Source organism: Methylorubrum sp. Q1 (assembly GCF_004683995.1).
In the GTDB taxonomy this organism is placed as follows: domain Bacteria; phylum Pseudomonadota; class Alphaproteobacteria; order Rhizobiales; family Beijerinckiaceae; genus Methylobacterium.
The window spans coordinates 135,377-158,026 of the sequence record NZ_SRHQ01000012.1 but is presented as its reverse complement, the minus strand read 5'-3'; the positions used below and the strand labels follow the sequence as shown (position 1 = coordinate 158,026).

Annotated in this window: 23 protein-coding genes; 11 read left to right on the top strand and 12 right to left on the bottom strand. The window is 69.6% G+C overall.

The genetic code is table 11. The annotated features are described in order from the left end of the window. Nucleotides 1–230 precede the first annotated feature (230 nt). Nucleotides 231–1,244 (bottom strand): NAD-dependent epimerase/dehydratase family protein, encoded by a 1,014-nt coding sequence (locus E4V01_RS13615; protein WP_135298704.1) that lies wholly within the window; start codon nucleotides 1,242–1,244, stop codon nucleotides 231–233. A 530-nt stretch (nucleotides 1,245–1,774) separates the two neighbouring features. On the opposite strand from E4V01_RS13615, the gene E4V01_RS13610 reads away from it, so the two are divergent. Further along, on the top strand, nucleotides 1,775–2,008 hold the full coding sequence (locus E4V01_RS13610) for a hypothetical protein (protein ID WP_003600212.1): 234 nt from the start codon (nucleotides 1,775–1,777) through the stop codon (nucleotides 2,006–2,008). Between the two features lie 75 nt (nucleotides 2,009–2,083). Here the strand turns inward: E4V01_RS13610 and E4V01_RS13605 are convergent, their stop codons facing one another. Then, nucleotides 2,084–2,704: a hypothetical protein gene (locus E4V01_RS13605; RefSeq protein WP_135298703.1), complete on the bottom strand. Its 621-nt coding sequence runs from the start codon at nucleotides 2,702–2,704 to the stop codon at nucleotides 2,084–2,086. A 275-nt stretch (nucleotides 2,705–2,979) separates the two neighbouring features. Between E4V01_RS13605 and E4V01_RS13600 the strand changes: the two genes are divergently transcribed. Next, complete coding sequence (locus E4V01_RS13600) at nucleotides 2,980–4,356, top strand: 8-oxoguanine deaminase (RefSeq protein ID WP_135298702.1); 1,377 nt, start codon at nucleotides 2,980–2,982, stop codon at nucleotides 4,354–4,356. Here E4V01_RS13600 and E4V01_RS13595 read toward each other — a convergent pair. Beyond that, nucleotides 4,341–4,658: a hydroxyisourate hydrolase gene (locus E4V01_RS13595; protein ID WP_245517554.1), complete on the bottom strand. Its 318-nt coding sequence runs from the start codon at nucleotides 4,656–4,658 to the stop codon at nucleotides 4,341–4,343. The two genes, E4V01_RS13600 and E4V01_RS13595, sit on opposite strands and share 16 nt — an antisense overlap. Before the next feature lie 311 nt (nucleotides 4,659–4,969). On the opposite strand from E4V01_RS13595, the gene E4V01_RS13590 reads away from it, so the two are divergent. Next, entirely contained in the window at nucleotides 4,970–5,218 is a 249-nt protein-coding gene (locus tag E4V01_RS13590; RefSeq protein ID WP_135298701.1) for a hypothetical protein, read from the top strand. A gap of 171 nt (nucleotides 5,219–5,389) precedes the next feature. Here the strand turns inward: E4V01_RS13590 and E4V01_RS13585 are convergent, their stop codons facing one another. Continuing rightward, entirely contained in the window at nucleotides 5,390–5,908 is a 519-nt protein-coding gene (locus E4V01_RS13585) for a flavin reductase (RefSeq protein ID WP_135298700.1), read from the bottom strand. Nucleotides 5,909–6,117: 209 nt separating this feature from the next. Here E4V01_RS13585 and E4V01_RS13580 point away from each other — a divergent pair, with 209 nt between their 5' ends. Together E4V01_RS13580 and E4V01_RS13575 are read left to right on the top strand one after the other, a co-directional pair. Continuing rightward, nucleotides 6,118–7,047, top strand: a complete 930-nt coding sequence (locus tag E4V01_RS13580; protein WP_135298709.1) for an urease accessory protein UreD — start codon at nucleotides 6,118–6,120, stop codon at nucleotides 7,045–7,047. 94 nt (nucleotides 7,048–7,141) lie between these two features. Beyond that, a complete protein-coding gene (locus E4V01_RS13575) occupies nucleotides 7,142–7,762 on the top strand; it encodes an urease subunit gamma (RefSeq protein WP_083530860.1) in 621 nt (206 codons plus the stop codon). Nucleotides 7,763–7,906: 144 nt separating this feature from the next. Here the strand turns inward: E4V01_RS13575 and E4V01_RS13570 are convergent, their stop codons facing one another. After that, nucleotides 7,907–9,040, bottom strand: a complete 1,134-nt coding sequence (locus E4V01_RS13570) for an RNA ligase (protein WP_135298699.1) — start codon at nucleotides 9,038–9,040, stop codon at nucleotides 7,907–7,909. Nucleotides 9,041–9,491: 451 nt separating this feature from the next. Here E4V01_RS13570 and E4V01_RS13565 point away from each other — a divergent pair, with 451 nt between their 5' ends. The 5 genes from E4V01_RS13565 (at nucleotide 9,492) to ureG (ending at nucleotide 13,970) form a co-directional block, all read left to right on the top strand. Further along, nucleotides 9,492–10,391, top strand: coding sequence for a DUF1003 domain-containing protein (locus E4V01_RS13565; RefSeq protein ID WP_135298698.1), 900 nt, complete (start codon nucleotides 9,492–9,494; stop codon nucleotides 10,389–10,391). Nucleotides 10,392–10,464: 73 nt separating this feature from the next. Further along, nucleotides 10,465–12,177: an urease subunit alpha gene (ureC, locus tag E4V01_RS13560; protein ID WP_135298697.1), complete on the top strand. Its 1,713-nt coding sequence runs from the start codon at nucleotides 10,465–10,467 to the stop codon at nucleotides 12,175–12,177. A gap of 3 nt (nucleotides 12,178–12,180) precedes the next feature. Further along, entirely contained in the window at nucleotides 12,181–12,672 is a 492-nt protein-coding gene (locus E4V01_RS13555) for an urease accessory protein UreE (RefSeq protein ID WP_135298696.1), read from the top strand. Then, nucleotides 12,605–13,339, top strand: a complete 735-nt coding sequence (locus E4V01_RS13550) for an urease accessory protein UreF (RefSeq protein WP_135298695.1) — start codon at nucleotides 12,605–12,607, stop codon at nucleotides 13,337–13,339. The genes E4V01_RS13555 and E4V01_RS13550 overlap by 68 nt, the downstream gene beginning before the upstream one ends. A gap of 16 nt (nucleotides 13,340–13,355) precedes the next feature. Beyond that, the gene (gene ureG, locus E4V01_RS13545) at nucleotides 13,356–13,970 is read left to right on the top strand and encodes an urease accessory protein UreG (protein WP_135298694.1); all 615 of its coding nucleotides are present in this window, start codon (nucleotides 13,356–13,358) and stop codon (nucleotides 13,968–13,970) included. Nucleotides 13,971–14,046: 76 nt separating this feature from the next. Here the strand turns inward: ureG and E4V01_RS13540 are convergent, their stop codons facing one another. From E4V01_RS13540 to E4V01_RS13515, 6 genes are read right to left on the bottom strand one after another with little or no spacing between them, the layout of a single operon-like run. After that, nucleotides 14,047–15,108: a phytoene/squalene synthase family protein gene (locus E4V01_RS13540; protein ID WP_135298693.1), complete on the bottom strand. Its 1,062-nt coding sequence runs from the start codon at nucleotides 15,106–15,108 to the stop codon at nucleotides 14,047–14,049. Beyond that, nucleotides 15,089–16,615 carry a phytoene desaturase gene (locus E4V01_RS13535; RefSeq protein ID WP_135298692.1) on the bottom strand — a complete coding sequence of 509 codons (1,527 nt, stop codon included), beginning with the start codon at nucleotides 16,613–16,615 and terminating at the stop codon, nucleotides 15,089–15,091. The genes E4V01_RS13540 and E4V01_RS13535 overlap by 20 nt, the downstream gene beginning before the upstream one ends. 44 nt (nucleotides 16,616–16,659) lie before the next feature. After that, complete coding sequence (gene bchO, locus E4V01_RS13530; RefSeq protein ID WP_135298708.1) at nucleotides 16,660–17,571, bottom strand: alpha/beta fold hydrolase BchO; 912 nt, start codon at nucleotides 17,569–17,571, stop codon at nucleotides 16,660–16,662. A 14-nt stretch (nucleotides 17,572–17,585) separates the two neighbouring features. Beyond that, complete coding sequence (locus E4V01_RS13525) at nucleotides 17,586–19,337, bottom strand: magnesium chelatase subunit D (protein WP_135298691.1); 1,752 nt, start codon at nucleotides 19,335–19,337, stop codon at nucleotides 17,586–17,588. Between the two features lie 2 nt (nucleotides 19,338–19,339). Further along, the gene (locus E4V01_RS13520; protein ID WP_135298690.1) at nucleotides 19,340–19,849 is read right to left on the bottom strand and encodes a DUF192 domain-containing protein; all 510 of its coding nucleotides are present in this window, start codon (nucleotides 19,847–19,849) and stop codon (nucleotides 19,340–19,342) included. Then, a complete protein-coding gene (locus E4V01_RS13515) occupies nucleotides 19,846–20,391 on the bottom strand; it encodes a cold-shock protein (protein WP_193763202.1) in 546 nt (181 codons plus the stop codon). Before E4V01_RS13515 ends, E4V01_RS13520 begins: the two co-directional genes overlap by 4 nt. Nucleotides 20,392–20,813: 422 nt before the next feature. Between E4V01_RS13515 and E4V01_RS13510 the strand changes: the two genes are divergently transcribed. After that, nucleotides 20,814–21,800 carry a heparan-alpha-glucosaminide N-acetyltransferase gene (locus E4V01_RS13510; RefSeq protein ID WP_135298689.1) on the top strand — a complete coding sequence of 329 codons (987 nt, stop codon included), beginning with the start codon at nucleotides 20,814–20,816 and terminating at the stop codon, nucleotides 21,798–21,800. 174 nt (nucleotides 21,801–21,974) lie between these two features. On the opposite strand, the gene efp is transcribed toward E4V01_RS13510, so the two are convergent. Next, entirely contained in the window at nucleotides 21,975–22,541 is a 567-nt protein-coding gene (gene efp / locus E4V01_RS13505) for an elongation factor P (protein WP_003599274.1), read from the bottom strand. Nucleotides 22,542–22,650: the final 109 nt, after the last annotated feature.

Below are 22,650 nucleotides of genomic sequence, written 5' to 3'. Positions count from 1 at the left end.
GTCCGTCTCCCTGAAGCGGCGGACCTTCGATCCTCAAAAACCGTCGAGGAGACCGCCCGTCACGAGGTTCGGCATATTTTCCGGTTCGGGCAATTCGCTCAGCGTGGCCGGCGCGGGCGCATCCGGGGGACGGTGAGGTCCCGAAAGGCTGTGATCCGTTTTCGGGACCGAGGATCGAGCGAGGCGCCCTCCGGCATCTCTTCTCCTGAATGCGCTGTCCCGCAAGGGCTCTATTGGTCCCCGTAATAGTCGAGATACCACCTCACGAAGGCGGGGATGCCGGTCTCCAGCGGCGTCTCGGGCAAGCGGCCGACGAGGTCGCGCAGCAGGTCGGGGCTCGCATGGGTCCGGATCACGTCGCCGGGCGGGAGCGGCTTCAGCACGCGCTCGGCCTTGCGCCCCAGGGCCGCCTCCAGGGCGCCGATCATGGCATCGAGCCGGACCGGGCGGCCGCCGCCGATATTGACCAGACGATAGGGCGCGACCGCGCTCAGGGTGTCGGCCGCCGAGACCGGCCCGCCCTCGGCAGGCATCGGCGGCAGGCGCTCCGACAGCGCGACGATCGCATCGATGAGATCGTCGATGAAGGTGAAATCCCGTTCCGCCGCCCCCTCGCCGAACACCTCGATCGGTTCGCCCGCCAGGATCTTCCGGGTGAACAGGAACAGGGCCATGTCCGGCCGCCCCCAAGGTCCGTAGACCGTGAAGAAGCGGAATGCGGTCGTCGGCACGCGGAACAGGTGAGCGTAGGAATGCGCCATCGCCTCGTTGGCGAGCTTCGAGGCGGCGTAGAGGGTGAGCGGCGAGACCGCACGGTCGGTCTCGCGGAACGGGACGCTCGCATTGCCGCCATAGGCCGAACTGGTCGAGGCGACGAGCAGGTGCTTGACGGGATGGGCGCGCACCGCCTCCAGCAGGTTGGCGAAGCCGACGAGGTTGGCTTCGACATAGGCGCCGGGGTCGATGAGGCTGTAGCGAACCCCCGCCTGCGCCGCGAGATGGAAGACGAGGTCCGGCTTGACCCGCGCCATCACGTCGAGGAGCGCGCCGGGCGTCTCGAGCCGCGCCTCCACCGCCTCGAAGCCGGGAGATCGGGCGAGATCCGCGTGCCGGGCTCGCTTCAGCCCGACATCGTAGTAGGGTGAGAGGCCGTCGAAGCCCGTCACGCCCAAGCCCGCCGCCAGCAGACGGCGGCTCAGCGCGTGGCCGATGAAGCCGGCCGAGCCCGTGACGAGAGCATGCATGCGAGGCCCGGTGCGCCGTCTTCCAGAGGATCCGTGTCTCTCACTCCATTCCCGCTGCGCCGCCGTGCCAAAAGGAGAGGCGATTGATGGCGGGGATTGTCATGAGGCACGCCGAAACGGGATAGCTGCCGCCCGTCCGCGTCGCAAGGAACGCGGTGACCCGTCGTGAGGAGGGTCGCAGCCGGGTCGGGAACGTTGTGTCTCGACTTCGATTATCGTTTTCACAGGGTTTTTAAGGCAGGTGTCCGCCTGCCTTTCGTCGGGTGAACGATGTAACCCTGCTTCCAGCGCGCAGCTGTCGCGCCGGCGCAGGGGTTGTTTGTCGGGGAATCAGGTATACTTACAGCAGACTATCTGCCGACCTTCGTTTCGCGCCCGCTCGCGACGCCGGTCCCGCACTCCGCCGGGACTGGCCGTTGCCGTACGGATCGCGTGAGATGAGTAGGCCGGCCGAAACATCCGTCCAGGCCCAGGGCGCTGTGCCGCTCCTCGCTTGGGTCCAGCGAGTCCGAACACCGAGTGTCCGCACGATGAACCAACTTTTCCGCCTGCCGCAAGTCGGCGAGGCCGATGCGATTGCCGAACCTTCCGCCGATCTTCGTGTCCCCTTCGCGCAATCCGGCACTTTCGTCTGCAAGTTCATTATCGGTGAGCCGAGCGACCAGGCCGTGTGCTGCGGGGCTCCGGTCGCCGATGGCAAGAGCTGGTGCGCCTATCACCGCCGTATCGTGTTCGAGCCGGCTCGTCCCGGCCGCGCTCGCTGAGCGCCCCTCACGTTTCCGGTATCTGACGGCCCCGCCTTCTCGAAGGGTGGAGTCGCCTCTGTTGTCCGCGCCGTGTCAGTCGAACGGTGACGGGCGGTCGATCACGAGGCCGGTCGGCACGCTTGGCCCTCGCCAGCGCATGACGAGGTGGCCGTCCCCTCGTGTCCCGACGGTGCGATAGGCCGGTCCGCCTTCCGAGGGTAGTCCGAGATCGCCCGGCCTATTTCCGACGGCCCCGATCCGGCGCTGTTCGTAATAGGCCTCGGCCGGGGCATCGGCGGCGATGTACCCGTAGACCGGGCTCAGGCTCCGTCCCGTCGCCCTGGCCGTCCTTGGTGGCGAAATCATCCGGGCCACGACACGCCGGCTCAGTCGACTCTCTGCCTTCCGCGACATTGCCACCCGTACCTGGCGTATCGGCCGGGCGCGGCTCGCGGCCGTTCGAATCCGCTTTGGGCGAACCCTGGTCGCGCGTCGGGTCGGCCGGGTTTCGGAGCGGGTCGAGACCTTGGGCTCGTCGACCTTCGCTGGGGTCGCGGCCGATTTCGCCGCGGTGGCGTTCATCGCCGGGGTGTTCACTTTGGCCGGTGGATCGGTCCATTGGCCGGCGGACTTATCCTCGGCGTCTGCAGAGGACGCCGCCAGGATGGTGCCGAGCAGGAGGAGAAAAGTCGAAAAGCGGCTGCCGCGCGACATGGAAAATCCTCTCGGGGTCGGAGAAGGACAACGCCGGCTGTGGGCTTTCACATCGCGTGCACCGGCACCCGTTGCGGAAGCTTTCAGCAAAGATAGGGGCGCCTGCGCGTGGCGTCCATAGATCGATGTATCAAAACGCGAAGCTCTGCGAATATTCCACCACAAGTCTCTGGCAACACGCTTTTTCCTCGGCGGCTCCACCCCTATCTTCGCTGTCCGATACAACCGGAGCGGCAATGGGTCCGGTCTCACCTTCGAAGATCTCAGGAGTCGGCATGGTAGCGGATGGCACGGTCGCGCGGCGGCTCTGGATACGCGATCCCCTCGCGATCCTGGCGGACGGAGCCGGCGCCGGCCTCGTCGTCGAGGGCAGCCGCATCGCCGAACGGGTGCCGGCTGGCGGGCAGCCCTCCGCGCCGGTGGACGAGACGTTCGACGCCTCGCGCCACGTCGTCATCCCCGGCCTCGTCAACACGCATCACCACTTCTTCCAGACGCTCACCCGCGCGCACCCGATCGCGATCAACAAGCCGCTCTTTCCCTGGCTTCAGGCGCTCTACGGGATCTGGGGGCGGCTGACGCCGGAGGCGTTCCGGCTCGCGACGCGGCTCGCCTACACCGAGCTGCTCCTGTCCGGCTGCACCACGGCCGGCGACCACCACTACCTGTTCCCGCGAGGGCTTGAGGCGGCCGTCGACATCCAGGTCGAGGAGGCGCGCCGCTTGGGCATCCGCGCCGTCGTCACCCGCGGCTCGATGAGCCTGTCGGAAAAGGACGGCGGCCTGCCGCCCGAGACGCTGGTGCAGGACGACGACACCATCCTCGCCGATAGCGAACGGGTACTGCGCCTGTTCCACGATCCCGCGCCCGGCGCGATGGTACGGATCGGGCTCGCTCCCTGCTCGCCCTTCGCCGTCACCAAGCGGCTCATGCGCGAGAGCGCGGCCCTGGCCGAGCGCTACGATTGCCCGCTTCACACCCATCTCGGCGAGACCCGTGATGAGAACGCCTTTTGCCTGGAGGTGTTCGGGCAGCGCCCGGTCGATTATCTCGAAGAGGTCGGCTGGATGACCCGGCGGGCCTGGCTCGCCCACGGCATCCATTTCGAGGACGACGAGGTGCGTCGCCTCGGCGCGGCGGGCGTCGGCGTGTGCCATTGCCCGACCTCGAATATGGTGCTCGCCTCGGGCCATTGCCGAACCTGCGAGCTGGAGGCGGCGGGTTCCCCGGTCGGCCTCGGTGTCGATGGCTCGGCCTCGAACGACAGCTCGAACCTGATGGAGGGCGTGCGCCACGCCCTGATGATCAACCGCCTGACCTACGGCGCCGAGGCGGTGACCCATCTCGACGCCCTGCGCTGGGCGACGAAGGGCTCCGCCGCCTGCCTCGGTCGCAGTGACATCGGCCGGATCGAGCCCGGCCGCGAGGCGGATCTGGCCTTGTTCACCCTCGACGAACTCCGCTTCTCCGGCGCCCACGATCCGCTCGCGGCTTTGGTGCTCTGCGGCGCCCACCGGGCGGACCGGGTGATGGTGGCGGGGCGCTGGCGGGTGATCGACGGGCAGCCCCTCGGTATCGAGACGGGGCGCCTGCGCGAGGAGCATTCGCGGCTCGCCCGGCACCTGTTCGGCGACACTCAGCTGGCGCGATAGGTCTGGTTGCTCCAGGGGCTGGCGACGAGGGGGGCGCGATACGGCTCCTCCGGCTCGGCCACGCCGAAAGGGATCGGCACCCCGTCGAGGAAGGCGGGCTCGGTCAGGGTGAGCCCGGCGCGGCGGAAATGCTCGCCGATGTGGAAGCGAAGTTCGTCGGTGGCGATCGGCACCGGACGACCGCTGATCAGCGGGGGATCGGTACGCCCATCCACAGCGGTCGCGGCGCGGGCGACCATCACCGATTCGCCCCCGACGATCGCCCGTGAGGGGTGGTCGCGGCGGCCTCGGTGGTTCTCCACGCGATGCCCCTCGTTTAGTCCCGGCAGAAACGCGCGCCGTGTCCGCGCGCACTTGACGGGAAAGGATCGTGCCAGATGCTAAGCAAGCAGGCAGATTCTCGAATTATCTCGGTAAGTATCTGAAAAATATACAATATATTCTAGTGCCGGGGTGTCGCTCCTCGGCTAGGGGCTCTCCGGCACTCTCTTGTTGCTCACATTGCATGCAATTGATGGCTATTCGGCGGGCTTAGCTGCACAAATTATGTGAGCATTACGCTCGCGCCGTGCTTAACTCCCTGACCGAAACAACTCGTTCGGGAGACACGAAAATGTCCGTACGCATCTTCTCCGCCGCACTCATCGCGCTCGCTGTCTCGGCGGGTGGCGCTTTGGCTGGCGATCGGGGCCGGATCGCCGGGGCGCAGCAGCCGGAGACGACCGGCAGCGTTGCCCGCTCGGCCGAGCCGCTGAACCTGTTCGGCGTCCCGGATCGCGATCCCAGCTTGTTCGCGCCGCAGCGTCAGACCCGCAGTACCTTCAACGCCAACACCGCCCGCGCGCGCCACTACGAGCGCTGAGCGTCTGTCCGGCGACGTTGCTTCGGTAGGCCCGGCCGCTCCATGCCGAGCGGCGGGGCGAAAGCTTGGCCTCGAAGCACGCCCGAACCGTCGATCCCCCGGCACCGATCTGCCGGGAGAGGCGTCTCGGCGGGCTTCGAGGCTGCTGGCTTTGCGCCTCCGCAAGGGCGGTCAGTCGCCCTTGGAATCCGGGCGCGGCAGGACGCGATAGTGCCGCCCGGCATAGAGCAGGCTCTCGGCGCCGCTGATCTCGGCGAGTGCCTCGACGGCGCAGATCAGCACGTCATGCGTGCCCACCTCGTGGCGATCGACGATCCGGCAATCGAAGGCGACGAGGGCACCCGCGAGCACCGGAGCGCCGGTCTGCAACCGGCCCCAGGCCGGTCCCGCGAAGCGCTCGGCCTGCGGCACGCGGCCGGCGAAATCGGTGGCGAGGTCTTCATGCGCCACCGTGAGCGTATTGATGCAGAGCACGCCGTTGCGCAGGAAGGCCGGATAGGCGGATGAGCCGCGGTTGAGGCAGACCAGCAGCGTCGGCGGGCTGTCGCTGACGCTGCACACCGACGTCGCCGTGAGGCCCGCACGGCCGCCGGGCCCGTCCGTGGTCACGAGATGCACCGCACTCGCGATCTGAGCCATCGCTTCGCGGTAAGCCGAGGCGGACACGGCCTCGGGGTCGGATGAGATCATGACGGTCGCCTTTCGGGGCCGGATGAGGTCCCGATCGTTGAGCAGGACGTCGCAAGGCTCGGTCGAACGCCCTTGAAACGATGACGCGGTGGGCGTTCCGGCCGCTGCGGTCAAGGGGAAGAGTGACCATCTCAAGGTCGAGAACGGTCGTCGCTGCCCGCATCCTGCGCCTCCGCTGCCGAAGATCGGTGCGGGATGGCACCGGACCGGTGGTGCCCGCCACCTTGCGGACCAGGGCTCTGGTGGCCGATGAAGCCCGCACCCGTTCCGCCGGAGGCCGTCCGATCCCTGCCGCCGAACCGCTCCGTCCCGCCTTGTCCCGCCAGCGCTCGCAGGGCGCGGTGCATCTGCGCGTCGCCCCGGCCGGAACGGCCGCGGACGCACCGACGCGGATCGTCGATCTCGCCGAGAGCGGCCCTTTGCGCCTGCGCTTTCCCCGCCAGGGGGCCGAGCGGATGCTGGAGGGCGTGCTGGTCAATACCGGCGGCGGCATCGCCTGCGGCGATGTGTTCGCGGTCTCGGTGACGGTCGAGCCGAGTGGGGCCTGCGTGCTGACCACCACGGCGGCGGAGAAGATCTACCGCTCGGACGGGCCCTGCGCGGAGATCGTCAACCGGGTGAGCGTCGGCGCGGGCGGGCGGCTCGATTGGCTGCCGCAGGAGACGATCCTGTTCGACCGCGCCCGGCTGGTGCGCCGCTTCGAGGCGGATCTTGCCCCGGACGCGTCGCTGCTTGTCGCCGAAATCGCGGTGCTCGGCCGTGCCGCCCGCGGCGAGAGCCTGGAGGAGGCCCTGTTCGAGGATCGCTGGCGCATCCGCCGCGACGGCCGCCTCGTCTACGCCGACAGCCTGCACCTCGAAGGGGCGGTCACGGCCCTGATGGACCGCCGGGCGATTGGCGGCGGGGCCCGCGCGCTGGCGACGATCCTCGACCTTTCACCGCGCGCGGAAGGGCGGCTCGACGAGGCCCGCACCCTCCTCGACGCCCTGCCGGCGCATGTCGAGGCCGGGGCGAGCGCCTGGAACGGCCATCTCGCCGTGCGGATGCTGGCCCCCACCGTCGCTCCCTTGCGCGACGGCGCCGCCCGCTTCCTCGCCGCATGGCGCGGGCAGCCGATGCCGCGCGTGTGGCAGACGTAACTAGCTTGGCCTGACCAGCTTGACCTTGGGCCGAGCATGATCCTTGCTCGGCGGACCTTCAGGCCCGGCCGAATCTCACCTCAGGACGCACGCCTTGCTCCTCACGCCCCGCGAGAAAGACAAGCTCCTCGTCGCCATGGCCGCGCAGGTCGCCCGCAACCGGTTGGCGCGGGGGGTGAAGCTCAACCATCCGGAGGCGATCGCCCTCATCACCGACTTCGTGGTCGAGGGCGCCCGCGACGGGCGCTCCGTCGCCGAGTTGATGCAGGCCGGCGCCCGCGTTCTCGATGCCTCCCAGGTGATGGAGGGGGTGCCCGAGATGATCCACGACATTCAGGTCGAAGCGACCTTCCCCGATGGCACCAAGCTCGTCACGGTCCACCACCCGATCCGCGGCGCACCCTCGGCGGAGGTCCCGGGCACGGTGACGACGCTTCCCGGCGAGATCGTCTTCAATGCCGGCGCGCCGCGCACGGTGATCGAGGTCGCCAATACCGGGGACCGCCCGATCCAGGTCGGCTCGCACTACCACTTCTTCGAGGCGAATCCCGGCCTCGTCTTCGACCGCGACAAGGCCCGCGGCCAGCGCCTCGACATCGCGCCCGGTACGGCGGTGCGCTTCGAGCCGGGCTCGACCCGCGAGGTGGCACTGGTGCCGCTCTCGGGTGACCGCAAGGTCTACGGCTTTCGCGGCGACGTGATGGGGCCGCTGTGAACCCACGCCCAGCATCGCCGACGACGCGGTGAAACGCGGCCGAAACATGTGCCGCGCTCGGCTCGCCGCTGGCTCGAAAGGAGCTGAGGCGGCGAGCCGCGTGGTTGGTGCTCGGTCAGCCTTGACGGCCGTAGTGGATCGGCCTCACGCCTCGATCGCCGGCAGATCGAGATCCTCCGCGATCCAGGTCATGCCGAAAAGGTCGCGCACGGCTTCGACTCGTCCCTCACTGCCCGATGCGTGAACCAGCATCGCTCCGATCACGGCCCGAGGATCGCGCCCGTCGAACGCCGCGAAAGCGGCATGTGTCAGCCGCTTGTCGAAACGACGGAATGCGAGGACCGCAAAATCCTTGCGCGGCACGCCCCGATGCTCGGCCGCGAAGGCGAGGATGTCGGCCGCGTGGGCTGAGGCCCGGCCTTCGACGACTGCCTGATAGGCCAGGAGGCGCGCGGCGACCGTCTCCGGCAAGATCGGCACCACGTCGTCGACCGCACCGGCCGCGACCCAGCCGAGTACGTTCTTCTCCAGGCGTACGTCTGAAAGAGCGCGATGGCGCAACACGTAGCCGTCGGTCTTGAGCTTGAGGCGATGGCCGTCCTCGAAGGCCAGCACGTAGCCCTCGATGCCGGCTTCCCGGCGAGCGCTGGCAACGAAGCCCTTCGCGTCGGCGATCGCGCCTTTGGCTCGCACAACTGGAACGTCGAAGCGTTCGCCTAAACCGACCAGATCGGCCAACGGCAGATAAGCGCCCGAGATCATCTCGCGTGCCGCGAGAAGCGTCAGGGCCGGCTGATCATAGGCGATTACGATCCGGTTGTCCGGTGAGGTGAACTCGAAGATCGGCGTGATGCCACCGTCGAGCAGGTGGCGTGCGAGTTCGAGGACGCCCGTTCCGGCATGCCGTTGCGCGGCCGCAGCCTGCATCGAGGCGCCCATCCGGGTCATGAACACCGTCGCCCCGTCGAGCAGGACCGGGTGCACCATCGAACCGTCGAGCTTGTCGAGCACGTGATGAGGGATGGACCAGTCGATGTCCTCGGTGCGCTGGCGCTCTCCAAGATTGAAGAATTTATGAAACGGCCGACCGATGATTCGTCCGTCGCGGTCGAATTTCAGACCGCGGCATTCAAGTGCCATGGCGGAGCTGAACGTCTCGGGGACTGTGTAGACATAATCGATTACGGTGTGGTCGGGGCGCCGGGAGACGACGAAACCCTGATCGAAGGACACGTATGGGGTAACGTTTGCGAGATGTTCGATAGTCGGGAATTTCACGTCCGTATCCTTTTTCGATGGAAATGCTGCTCAAAGAAATCTTTTGAGTATCCTGAACATCGGCAGTTAAGTCGGTTCGACATGGTTCTCTCCTGGCCAATCAAGTCTGTCGGCGGGATGTTTATGGGGCTCGCGGGCCTTGCCGAGCAAGGGCTGGTAGTATGACGGATCGCCATTTCCCGGCTCGCTGCTCGCGGTCGCCGAGGCGCGAACGATGCTGAGAGCGGCAGCAGGAAGCGCGCCCGGCTCGGGGATGCGCTTCGAACCCTGCACCTCCGAGACGTGACGCCGTCGCCGCTCTCGGCTAGAGGGCGTTCCGTTGAAGCGCGGGGCGGTTCGTCGAGGGACGGCGCGAATGCGGGAAGCGGACGACGCGGAGCCGAGGCGACCGGGTCCGATGCGCGTCGCAGCGGGCGGGCGACCGGTTTCTCAGCAACAGGGTGGGCAGACCGTGAGCCTGACCGACGAGCTGCACGAGCGCGCGCGGGGGATGATCGCCCTCGATCCGGAAGCCCATTCGGTTCCGACGAAGAAGCGGAGCGTCTGTGCCATCTCCGGCGTCGAGATGTCCCGCCGCAATCTCGTTCCGATCGCGAGCCTGCGCCCGGCTCTGGCCGGACATATCCGGGCCGACTATCCCGGTTTGGCCGACGACGCGCTCATCAGCGCCAAGGAACTCGCCACCTACCGGACGCGCTACGTCGCCGAACTGCTGGCCGAGGAGCACGGCGAGTATTCCGATCTCGACCGGCAGGTGGCCGAGAGCATCGCCGCCCAGGACACGATCGCCGAGAATGTCGAGGAAGATTACGACGAGCACCGCAGCTTCGGCGAACGCGTCTCCGACGGTCTCGCCAGCTTCGGCGGATCCTGGGCCTTCCTCATCAGCTTCGCGCTGGTGCTGGTGGCGTGGATGGCGGTGAACGTCACCATGGGCGAGATGCGGGCGTTCGACCCCTACCCGTTCATCCTGCTCAACCTCGTCCTGTCCTGCATCGCGGCGATCCAGGCGCCGATCATCATGATGAGCCAGAGCCGGCAGGACAAGAAGGATCGGCTGCGCTCGAACAACGACTACCGCGTCAACCTGAAGGCGGAGTTGGAAATCCGGCACCTGCACGAGAAGATGGATCACCTCGTCACCAAGCAGTGGCAGCGACTGGCGGAGATCCAGCAAATCCAACTCGAAACGCTGCAGGAGATGCGCACCCGCCTGACACGCAAGCCCGTCGTGAAGATCAAGAAGGTCGTGCGCAAGAAGCGCGCGAAGCCGGGGGGGGCCGATGCGGCCCCGCCCGCGGGCGGGCGCGCGCCGTCTTCCGGGCCGCCTTCCTCCGGGCCGGCGGGCTGAACGACCCGCGCCCTGGCCTCTCGGCATCAACCCTGCTTGCCCCATCCCGCGACCCTGAGATCGAGCGTCCCCCATGTCTGCCCGTTTGCCCCGCGCGGCCTATGCCGCCATGTTCGGACCGACCACCGGCGACCGCATTCGCCTCGCCGACACGAGCCTGGAGATCGAGGTCGAGCGCGATCTCACCACCTACGGCGAGGAGGTGAAGTTCGGCGGCGGCAAGGTGATCCGCGACGGGATGGGGCAATCCCAGGCGACCAACGCCGCGGGCGCCGTCGATACCGTCATCACCAACGCGGTCGTGCTCGACCATTGGGGCGTGGTGAAGTGCGATGTCGGCATCGTGCGCGGCCGTATCGTCAAGCTCGGCAAGGCCGGCAATCCGGACGTTCAGGCCGGTGTCGACATCGTCGTCGGCCCCGGCACCGAGGTGATCGCGGGTGAAGGAAAGATCCTCACGGCCGGCGGCTTCGACAGCCACATCCACTTCATCTGCCCGCAGCAGATCGAGGAGGCGCTCTGCTCCGGCGTCACGACGATGCTCGGCGGCGGCACCGGGCCGGCGCACGGCACCTTCGCCACCACCTGCACGCCCGGCCCCTGGCACATCGCCCGGATGATCGAGGCGGCGGACGCCTTCCCGATGAACCTCGCCTTTGCCGGCAAGGGCAACGCCTCGGTGCCCGGTGCGCTGGAGGAGATGATCCGCGCCGGCGCCTGCGCGATGAAGCTGCACGAGGATTGGGGGACGACGCCGGCCGCGATCGACACCTGCCTCTCGGTGGCCGATGCCTTCGACGTGCAGGTCATGATCCACACCGACACGCTCAACGAATCGGGCTTCGTCGAGGACACGATCGCCGCGTTCAAGGGCCGCACCATCCACGCCTTCCACACCGAGGGCGCGGGCGGCGGCCACGCGCCGGACATCATGCGGGTCGCCGGCCTGCCGAACGTACTCCCGTCGTCGACGAACCCGACGCGCCCCTTCACCAAGAACACCATCGACGAGCATCTCGACATGCTGATGGTGTGCCACCACCTCGACCCGTCGATTCCCGAGGATCTCGCCTTCGCCGAGAGCCGCATCCGTAAGGAAACCATCGCGGCCGAGGACATCCTGCACGATATCGGCGCGCTCTCGATGATGTCGTCCGACAGTCAGGCCATGGGCCGGGTCGGCGAGGTCGTGATCCGCACGTGGCAGACGGCGGACAAGATGAAGCGCCAGCGCGGCGCTTTACCCGGCGATGCTTCGGGCAACGACAACCTGCGTGCCCGGCGCTACGTGGCGAAATACACGATCAACCCGGCCATCGCGCATGGCGTGTCGCGCCATGTCGGCTCGGTGGAGCCGGGCAAGCTCGCCGACCTCGTGCTGTGGACGCCGGCCTTCTTCGGCGTGAAGCCGGACCTCGTCCTCAAGGGCGGCATGATCGCCACGGCGCCGATGGGCAACCCCAACGCCTCGATCCCCACACCGCAGCCGGTGCATTACCGGCCGATGTTCGGCGCCTATGGCCGCGCACCCTACGCCACCGCGCTCACCTTCGTCTCGCAGGCGGCGCTCGAGGACGGCGTGAAGGAGAAGCTGCGCGTCTCCAAGGAGCTGGTGGCGGTCGAGAACGTGCGCGGCGGCATCTCGAAGAAGAGCATGATCCTCAACGACGCGACCCCGGTGATCGAGATCGACCCCGAGACCTACGACGTGCGCGCCGACGGCGAATTGCTGGTCTGCGAGCCGGCGGAGATCCTGCCGATGGCGCAGCGCTATTTCCTGTTCTGAATCATGATCCGCGCCACCCACGTCATCCGCCGCGACCGTCTCGGCTCCGGCGAGATCGTCGATCGCATCGTGCTCGACTCGAATGACCGGCATCGCCGCCGCATGGCGATGCGCGGCGTCGGTGGCACCGCCTTCCTGCTCGACCTCGCCGAGGCCACCGTGCTCGATGACGGCGACGCCCTCGCGCTGGAGGACGGACGGCTCGTCTGGGTCGAGGCGGCGCCCGAGGCTCTGCTGGAAATCCGCGCGCCCACCCCGCACGCCCTCAAGCGGCTGATCTGGCATATCGGCAACCGTCACATCCCCGCCGAGATCGGCGAGGAGGCGGTTTGGATCGGTCACGACCACGTGCTCGCCGAGATGGTGCGGGGTTTGGGCGGCAGCGCCGAGCCGGTGACGCGGCCGTTCCGGCCCGAGGGCGGCGCCTATGCCGACGGTCATGCTCATGACCACGGTCGCGGGCATTCGCACGCCCACCTGCACGCCCATGATTGACGCCCTTCGGCTGATGGCGTGGCTCTCGCCGACCTATCCGGTCGGCGCCTTCGCCTATTCGCACGGGCTCGAATGGGCGGTGGAGTGCGGCGACGTCCGCGACGCAGCCACCCTCGCCGATTGGCTCGCCGACGTGCTGGAGCGGGGCGCGGGGCGCAACGACATGATCCTCTGCGCCGCCGCGCATCGCGCCACCGAGGCCGGAGACGATGCGGGACTTGCCGAGATCAACGACCTTGCTTTGGCGCTCGCCCCCTCCCGCGAGCTTCACTTGGAGACGAGCCAGCAGGGGCGCAGCTTCCTGGATGCGACGCTGCGGGCCTGGCCCTGCCCTGCCCTCTCGACGGTCGCCGACCGGCTCACCGCCGAGGTTGCCTATCCCGTCGCCATCGGCGCGGCGGCGGGCGCGCACGGCGTCGCGCGGGAGGCGACGGTGGCGGCCTACGGCCTCGCCTTCGTCCAGAACCTCGTCTCGGCGGCGCTACGGGTGGCGCCGGTCGGCCAGAGCGGGGGCACGACGATTCTCGCCGCGCTGACCCCTCGCGTCGCCGCACTGGCCGAGTCGCTGCACGAGGCCGGACTCGACGCGCTCGGCAGCGCGACCCTGCGGCTCGATCTCGGCTCCTTCCGGCACGAGACGCAGTATTCCCGCATCTTCCGCTCCTGAGGATTTTTTCAGACCCATGGCATCCGTGAACGGACCCCTGCGCGTCGGCATCGGCGGACCCGTCGGCTCCGGCAAGACCGCGCTGATGGAGCAACTCTGCCGCCGCTTCCGCGACACCTACGAGATCTGCGCGATCACCAACGACATCTACACCAAGGAGGATGCGCGCATCCTCACGGTGGCCGGCGCCCTGCCGGAGGAGCGCATCCTCGGTGTCGAGACCGGCGGCTGCCCGCATACGGCGATCCGCGAGGATGCCTCGATCAACCTCGCGGCGGTGGCGGAGATGCGCCGCCGTTTCCCGAAGCTCGACCTCGTGCTGATCGAATCCGGCGGCGACAACCTCGCGGCGACCTTCTCGCCGGAACTGGCCGACCTCACCCTCTACGTCATCGACGTGGCGGGCGGCGAGAAGATCCCGCGGAAGGGCGGGCCCGGCATCACCCGCTCCGACCTGCTCATCGTCAACAAGACCGATCTCGCCCCGCTCGTCGGCGCCGACCTCTCGGTGATGGAATCCGACACGCAGCGGATGCGCGGCCCGCGGCCCTACGTGTTCGCCTCCCTGCGCGAAGGGCACGGGGCGGATACGGTCGCTCGCTTCATCGTGGAGGCCGGGGGGCTGGGTTGAGGATGCTTCCGAAGACCTGATCGAGTGAGTGCATGCCCTCTCCCCGCGCAGGGAGAGGGGATCCTGCTCGTTTTCCTTACGACGCGGCCGAGCGGCGGAAGGCGTCGCGCTCTTCCAGCGCCTCGATCAGGTCGAGCACCCGCACGACTTGCCCCGACACGTTCCACCACGGCGGCAGGCGGCGCGCGGCCGGGACCGGATGGTGCGACACGGCCTCCACGAGGAAGGCGGTCTCGGGCAAAGGCGGCGCCGACAACCCCCGGCCGCCGCCCGCGGGCAGGATGGCGGTGGCCAGAAGCCCGGCCTTGCGCGCACCGGTGACGCGGGCGCGCCGCGTGACCGAATCGAGCCCGTTCGCCTCCACGGCACGGCCGATCTCCGCGTAGATCAGGCCGGCGGCGCGGATCGCCGGGCGGCAGCTCAAGGGGAGCGCGGCGATGCCGGGCTCGGCGCGGGCGTAGAGTTCGTCGGCCGCCGCCAGCAGATCGGCCACCACCCGTTGCAGCCCGGGGCCGAGCCGAGGCTCGGCGAGGAAGGCGTTCGCGTCGATGCCCGCCGCGTCGAGCCACGCGCGCGGCAGGTAGAGACGCCCGGCGCGGGCATCCTCCCCGACGTCGCGGGCGATGTTGGTGAATTGCATGGCGACGCCGAGGTCGCAGGCGCGGGCGAGCGCGGGGCCGTCGCGCACCCCCATCACCAGCGTCATCATCGCCCCGACCGCGCCCGCGACCCGGGCGGCGTAGGCGGCCAGCTCCGGCAGGGTGTCGTAGCGCCGGCCTTGCGTATCCCAGGCCAGCCCTTCGAGCAGCGCCCGCGGCAGCGCGTCCGGGATGGCGTGGCGGGCGAGCACCTCGGCGAGGGCCCGGTCGGCCGGGTGGTTGTCGGGCCGGCCGGCACAGGCCGCCGTCAGCCGTCGCTCCAGGCGGGCAAGCGCTGCGGCGCGGTTGCCTCCTGCCTCGTCCACCGCGTCGTCGGAGAGGCGGCAGAAGGCGTAGAGGCCGTAGGCCGAGACCCGCACCGAGGGCGGCAGCAGCAGCGAGGCCGCGAAGAAGCTCTTGGAGCCGGCGCGGATCGCGGCCCGGCAGGCGGAACGGTCCGCCGCGCTGGCGGCGGAAGGGTCAGGCGCAAACACGGGCATCCGGCACCACGGAATCGAGGACACGCGCCGAGGACAGCACGCCCGGCAGGCCGGCGCCGGGATGCGTCCCCGCGCCGACGAGGAAGAGGTTCGCCACGTCTTCCGAGCGGTTGTGCGGGCGGAACCAAGCCGATTGCGTCAGCACCGGCTCCAGCCCGAACCCGGAGCCGCGGAAGCTCAGGAAGTCGTCGGAAAAGTCCTGCGGCGTCGTCACCCGCGAGGTGACGAGGGCGTCCGACAGCCCCGGCAGCACCGAGCCTTCGAGGAAGCGGGCGATCCGCTGGCGGTAGGGCTCGGCAAGCTGCGCCCAATCCTGGCCGCCATCGAGGTTCGGCACCGGGGCGAGCACGTAGAACGCGTCGTGCCCTGGCGGGGCGAGCAGCGGGTCGGTCGCGGTCGGGCGGTGGAGGTAGAGGCTGAAATCGTCCGCCAAGTGCTTGCGGTCGAAGATGTCCTGCAACAGGCCGCGATAGCGCGGGCCCATCAGGATCATGTGGTGATCGACCTCCGGGTACTTCTTCCGGGTGCCGAAATACCAGACGAACAGCCCCATGGAGGACGAGACGCGCGCCAGACGCCGCGCGCTCCAGCGCCGGGTCCGGCCGCCGAGCAGCGTGCCGTAGGTGAAGGCGGAATCGGCGTTCGAGATGACGATGTCGGCGGGGATGACCTCGCCGCCCGCCAGCACCACCCCGGTCGCCCGCGCGTCCTCGACGTGGATGCGCGAAACGTCCTCGCCGCAGCGGACGCTGCCGCCCTGCCCCCGGATCAGCCCGCAGAGCCCGTCCACCAGCCGCCCGGTGCCGCCCATGGCGAAGTGGACGCCCCATTGCCGCTCCAGATGGGCGATCAGGCAGTAGATGCCGCTGGCGCGAAACGGGTTGCCGCCGATGAGCAGGGGATGGAAGCTGAAGATGGTGCGCAGCCGCTCGTCGCGGATGAAGCGGGACACCACGTCGTAGACGCTGCGGTGGCCCGACAGGCGCAAGAGGTCCGGCGCGATCCGCAGCATCGAGCCGAGGCTGCCGAACGGAACGTGCCCGAGTTCCTCGAAGCCCATCCGGCACACGGCCTCGCTATGGGCCATGAAGCGCTCGTAGCCCGGCACGTCGTCCGGCGAGAAGCGGGCGACCTCGGCCCGCATCGCCGCCCGGTCGCCGCTATAGGCGAAGCTCTGCCCGTCCTCGAAGCGGATGCGGTAGAATGGCTGCATCGGCACGAGGGTCACGTCCTCGCGCATGTCCCGCCCGCACAGCCGCCACAGCTCCTCGAACAGGAACGGCGCGGTGACGATGGTCGGCCCCGCATCGAAGGTGAAGCCGTCCTGGCGGTGGACGCGGGCGCGACCGCCCGGCTGGTCGAGCCGTTCCAGAACGGTCACGCGATAGCCGCGCGCCCCGAGCCGAACCGCCGCGGCCAGCCCACCGAAGCCGGCCCCGATCACGACCGCATGCGGCCGGGCGTCGGGGCCGGACGCGACAATCGGTTTGACGGCGAGTGTCAACATAGGTTGACACTATGGCTGGGATTTTCGTCAACGCAAGAGGCGTCTCAGGGTGCCGGGGCGCGAATGGCCTCCGCTTCCGCCAGAATGATCTCCGCAACCCGCTCCGGCGCCTCCTCGTGGGCGAGGTGGCCGAGGCCGCGCAGCAATTCGACGCGCGCGCTCCGCAACCGCTCACGCAAGGCGAAGGAATCGTCCGGCTTGATCGCCTTGTCGTCCCCGCCGACGACCAGCAGCGTGCGGGTTTCGAGCCGCGGCAGGTCGCGAGCGAGCGCCGGAAGATCCCAGTTTGCCATCATGCCGAGGGCGCCCGAGACATGGCCGGGGCGGGTGAACAGCCGCCGGTAGAGGTCGAGCCCCTGCGGGTCCAGGCGCGAGCCGGTGCCGTCGATGAGGCGGCGCACCGCCGCCCGGTCGGCGCTCCAGGCGAAGACTTTCGGCGTCACGGGGTTCAGGAACAGCATCCGGGCGATGCCGGGGAAGAGGACGCTGGCAACGCCGGGAAACGGGGTCAGCGCACCGTTGAGCGCGACCAGCAGGTCGGGATCGATGCGCCGGTCGAGGCACATCCGCGCGAGCACCGCCGCACCGGCCGAATGGCCGATCGCGAGCCGCGGGTTCAGGCCGAGACCGGTGACGAGGTCGCCCACGGCCTCGGCCATGCCCGGCAGGGAGAGCCGGCGGGGGGGCAGCGGATCGGTGAAGCCGTGGCCCGGCAGATCGGGCCCGACGACCCTGAACCGTTCCGCGAGAAGCGGGGCCAGCCCGCGCCAGGAATGGGTCGCGGCGCCGGTGCCGTGCAGGAGCAGGAGGCCGGGTGCATCCGGCTCCCCGAATTCCTGCACGTGCCAGCGCAGGCCTGCGGCCTCCACGAAGCGGCTCGCCGCCCGGTGCGGCCAATCGCGGCCATCGCGCTCCCAATCCGGCCGGTCGTCTTTGGAGGGCGAGGGGGAGGACAAGGGCAAAGCGGGCCTCAGGCTGTGGCGGCGCGCACCGCCGCGCTGACGCTGCCCGCATCGGCATGGGGCAGCGGACAGTAACGCCCCCGCGCCGCCTCGGCGAGGCCACGCGCGCCGTCGGGCCGGGCGCCGGTATCGATCACGAGGATGGGCAGCGCCTGCACCCGAAGCACGCGGGCGGCCGCCAAAGCCTCCTCGCCGGCCAGCGCCCGGCCGCCGAGGCCGGAGCGGGCGACGTTGGCGCGCCCGTCGGTGAGCAGGACGATGACGGGGCTTCCGCCCGCGCGCCGGATGCCGAGGGCCAGGGCGGCGGCGGTGTCGAGCCCGGCGGCGAGCGGCGTGCCGCCTCCGCCGGCCAGGCCCGCGAGCACGCGCTTGGCTCTGACCAGGGAGCGCGTCGGCGGCAGCACGGTCTCGGCCCGCGCGCCGCGGAAGGCGACGAGGGCGATGCGGTCGCGCCGGACGTAAGCCTCGGCGAGGAGCAATTCGACGGCGCCCTTCGCCTCCGCCAGCCGTTCGAGCGCCGCCGAGCCGGAGGCATCGACGCAGAAGATCGTCGTCGTCTCGCTGCGCCGCTTCAACCGGCGAATCCGGAAATCCTCCGGGGTGACGAGGACGCGGCGTGGATCGGCCTCGCCCCGGCGCAGGCGCTGCCACGGGGCGGCGGCGCGCAGGGTCGCGATCAGGTCGAGCCGCCCCCGGCGCGGATCGCCGGGACGGCTGCCGACCGGGCGGCCCGTGAGCGGCGAGGCGGAGGCCGCCCCCATCCGCCCGGCCGCGCCGGCGCGCAGCGGCGGGCCGCCGGCAAGGAGCCGGGCGAGCAAGTCCTTCGGGAGGGCGGCACGGACCGCGTCGAGCACCGTCTCGCCGGCTTCTGTTGGCGTGGCATCCGCCTGCTCGGGCGCGTCCTCGGGGGTTCGATCGGCGTCCTGTGGGGGCTGCGGCTCCGGTGGGGGCGGGTCCGCCGGTTCCTGCTCGGCCGGCTGCGGCGGCGCGGGCAGACGCGTCGCCCGCGCCGCCAGGACGAGACGTGCGGCGTCGATCAGGTCGGCCTCGCTCGGTTCGTCGCGCCCGGCATTCCGGGCGATGAGCCGGGCGATCCGCAGGGCGAGAAGCGGCGCCCGCAGCGAGGCGATGCCGAAGGCCTCCGCGACGGCGCAGAGGGTCGCGGTCGGGTCGGGCGCGGATGGGCCTGCTGCTGCGTCCGCTTCGCCAGCGGCCCGGGAAGGGGGCGTTCTCGCGTCCCGCAGGCTCACGCCGGACAGGTCGATGCGGAGTGCCAGTCGGTCGGCAAGCGCCGCAGTGACGGTCTCGTCCTCCTGCCCCTCGTCGAGCAGCACGAGGCCGAAGCGGGCCGGGAGCCGTGCGGCGAGGCCATCGCGTTCCAGCGCCACCATGCCCGTGTCGAGGGCGCCCGTGAGCCGGGCCACGGCGCCGCGCTCCAGGCGTTCGGCCATCGGCACCACGACGACACCGCCATCGGCCTCCGCCAGCAGGCCGCGCTGGATCACCGGGCGGCCGGCCCGGAGAGTGGCGGGCAGGTCGAGTCCACCGATCAGACGGTCGTCGGCGATGCCCGGCGGCATCCGTCGCACCGGGCCCGTGAGCAGGGCGCGAAGATGATCGAGCCAAAGGTCGCGCACCGGACCGGCCCCTGCACGCACCACGATCCCGCCGAGGCCATGCGGGTCGGCGGCGAACAGGGCGGCGGCGCGCAGCGCATCATCCCAGACCCCGGCCGGATCGTCGGGCTCCGGGGCCGTCACGGCTAGCGCTTGAACATCGGGTGCTCGACCCGGTCGCCCGCGCGGATGCCGAGCTTGGCGGCGGTCCCGGCGTTGAGTTCGAGCACTGCGAGAACCGGCTCGCCCGACGGGATCACCTTGGTCGAGAGCGGCTCGGTATCCGGGGCGATCCGGGCGATCGAGCCGTCGGAACGGATGAACACCATGTCGAGCGAGAGGTAGGTGTTCTTCATCCACATCGTGACCGGCGCCGGCCGCTCGAAATCGAACAGCATGCCGTGGTCGGCGGCCATGGAGCGGCGGTACATGAGCCCCTTGGCGCGCTGCGCGTCGGTGCGCATCACCTCGACCTGGAAGGCGTGGCGGCCGTTCTTGGCGACGATGCCCAGCGGCTCGGTCGCGGTCTGGGCGGCGGGCGCCGACTCTTGCGCGCGGAGTGGAAGCACCGGCAAGGCCGACAGCGCGGCGAGGCAGGCGGCGATGCGCAGGAGCTTTGTCGCGAGGGGAGACACGGGCACGCGGATCACCGTCAATGGGAAGCCGGAAGCGCCCCGTCGACGAGGCGGACTTCCGCCGCCATAGCACCCTTCGAGCCGTCGCCGTAGCGCACCAGCACCTCCTCGCCGGGCTTCAACTCGGCGATGCCGTAGCGGCGCAGGGTCTCCATGTGGACGAAGATGTCCGGCGTGTCGTCGCCGCGGCTGAGGAAGCCGAAGCCACGCAGGCGGTTGAACCACTTCACCACCGCGCGCTCCAGGCCGCTCGTCGGCGTGACGACTTCGTGGGTGCGCGCCATCGGCAGTTCGGAGGGGTGGAGCGCCGTTGACTGATCCAGCGAGAGCACCCGGAAGGCCTGCCAGCCGCGGGCGCGCTGCACCGCCTCGACCACGATCCGCGCGCCTTCGCTCGCGGCCTGATGCCCGTCCCGGCGCAGGCAGGTGATGTGCAGCAGCACGTCCGCCGAGCCGTCATCCGGCACGATGAAGCCGAAGCCCTTCGACACGTCGAACCACTTGATGCGCCCGGCGACCTCCAAGAGTTCGGCCGGACGTTCCTCCTCGGTCTCCCGCTCCATCGCGCGGTCTCGCGTCTCCGGCATACGAAGCCCGACGGCACTCAGTTCGTGGTCGTTCGACATATAAGCAACCCGTGCCGAATCGCGCGGCGCAATCCCGAGCCTACGTTAACAAAGTCAGATTACGCGGAAAGCCCGTTTGGTCGGCAACGGGACACTTCAAATGATCATTTTTCAGAAGCATGGCGCCAATGTCGCATCTCGCATGCGCCGGGTTGCCCGTCCTCTCAATTGATTTGAATGCCGTTCCGGGACGCGAGAGCGTGGCCGGACAACAGGTTAGGATCACCCGCGCCGAATTCGGCTCGGTCGCGGTCTCCTGCCGGACTGATTCGATTGGCCGCAAGGCCGCCTGAGCGACAGGGCGTGTCTCGTTGCGCCTGCCCTTCGCCTCGACCGGAGATCGGTGATAGGGCGCGGCCATGCCTGCCTCCCCCGCGTCCACGCCCCCCCATTCGAGCCGGCGGATCGATGCCCTCGACCTCGCCCGAGGCACGGCGCTCGCGGCGATGGCGGCCTACCATGGGCTGTGGGATCTCGGATTCCTGCAGCTCACGCCGCAGAATTTCGCGCTGACTCCGTCGGGGCGGCTGGCGGCCCACGGTATCGCCGGCGCGTTCCTGCTGCTGGTGGGCGTCGGCCTCGTGCTCGCCAATGGCGACGGCGTACGCTGGCGGCCCTTCGCCATGCGGCTCGCGCGGATCGGCGGGGCGGCGCTCCTCATCACCCTGGCGACGCGGATCGCGTTTCCACAGAGCTATATCTTCTTCGGCATCCTGCACTGCATCGCCGTCTCGAGCGTGCTCGGCTTGCCCTTCGTGTTCCTGCCGGCCCCGGTCACGGCGCTCGCGGCCGCTGCCGTGCTGGTGGCGCCGCACGCCGTGGCCCATCCCCTGCTCGACGCGCCGGAACTCTACTTCCTCGGCCTCGGCCGGGGGCTGCCGGACACCAACGATTGGGTACCGCTGTTTCCCTGGTTCGGGATGGTGCTGGCCGGGATTGCGCTCGCCCGGATCGCGCGGCCGGCTTTGGCCGGGTCGTGGCTCGCCCGCTGGCAGGCCCGGAGCGCCGTGGCACGCGGGACGGCCTTCGCCGGCCGGCACAGCCTCGCCGTCTATCTCGTCCACCAGCCGGCTCTGCTCGCCCTGTTCACCGGCCTCGTCACGCTGACCGGGCCGCATCCCAAGGCGGGGCTCGCGAGCTTCCGCAAGGATTACGTGGGCAATTGCACCCGCACCGGCGGCGAGGCGCAGGCCTGCCGGATCGCCGCCCGCTGCACCGCCGATGCCCTGCGGCGGGAGGGGCTCTGGGGTTCGGGCAAGCCCTATTCCGTGGAAGAGCGGGCCAAGGCGCAGGGGCTCTCGCAGCTCTGCTACGAGGCCGCGGAAGGCACCGCGGCCCCGCCGTGAGCGGATCTTTCGATCAAAAACCCCAAGCCTCTCCCTCATCCTGAGGTGCCGGCGCGAAGCGGAGGCCTCGAAGGGTGTTCCAGAAGCCGCGCGGGATCTGGAGCACCCGTCGAGGCCCGCTATCGCGGGCACCTCAGGATGAGGAGTGGATAGGGAGCCGCGACCGAGAGAAAATCAGTCCTTGGCGCGCTCCACGTAGGAGCCGTCCGCCGTCATGATGACGACGCGGGTGCCGGTGCTGACATGCGGCGGCACCGAGGTCTTCACGCCGTTCGAAAGCAGCGCCGGCTTGTAGGAAGAGGAGGCGGTCTGGCCCTTGGTGACCGGCTCGGTCTCGACGATCTCGAAGGTCATGCGCTGCGGCAGCTCGATGGTCAGCGGCACGCCGTTATGGGTCGAGAGGGTCACCGTCATGCCCTCCTGCAGGTAGGGGGCGGCGTCGCCGACCACGTCCGCGGGGACGGCGATCTGCTCGTAGCTCTCGGGGTTCATGAAGTGATACCCCTCGCCGTCCTGGTACAGGAAGGTGTGGTCGCGGTCCTCGACGAAGGCCCGCTCGACCTGCTCGGTGGTGCGGTAGCGCTCGGAGATCTTCACGCCGTCGGTGATGCGGCGCATATCGAGCTGCGTCACCGGAGTGCCCTTGCCGGGGTGGATGTTCTCCGCCGTCAGGATGACGTAGAGCTTGCCGTCCTTATCGACGACGTTGCCCTTACGAAGGGTACTGGCGATCACTTTCACGAGCGTGGACCTTGGCTTGACGAGAACGGCGGCTCTTCACCGGCGTCTCGGCCGGATGAGCGGAATCATCCGCGAGGCCCTACCCTATCCGTGGCTCGGTTGCCAGCCG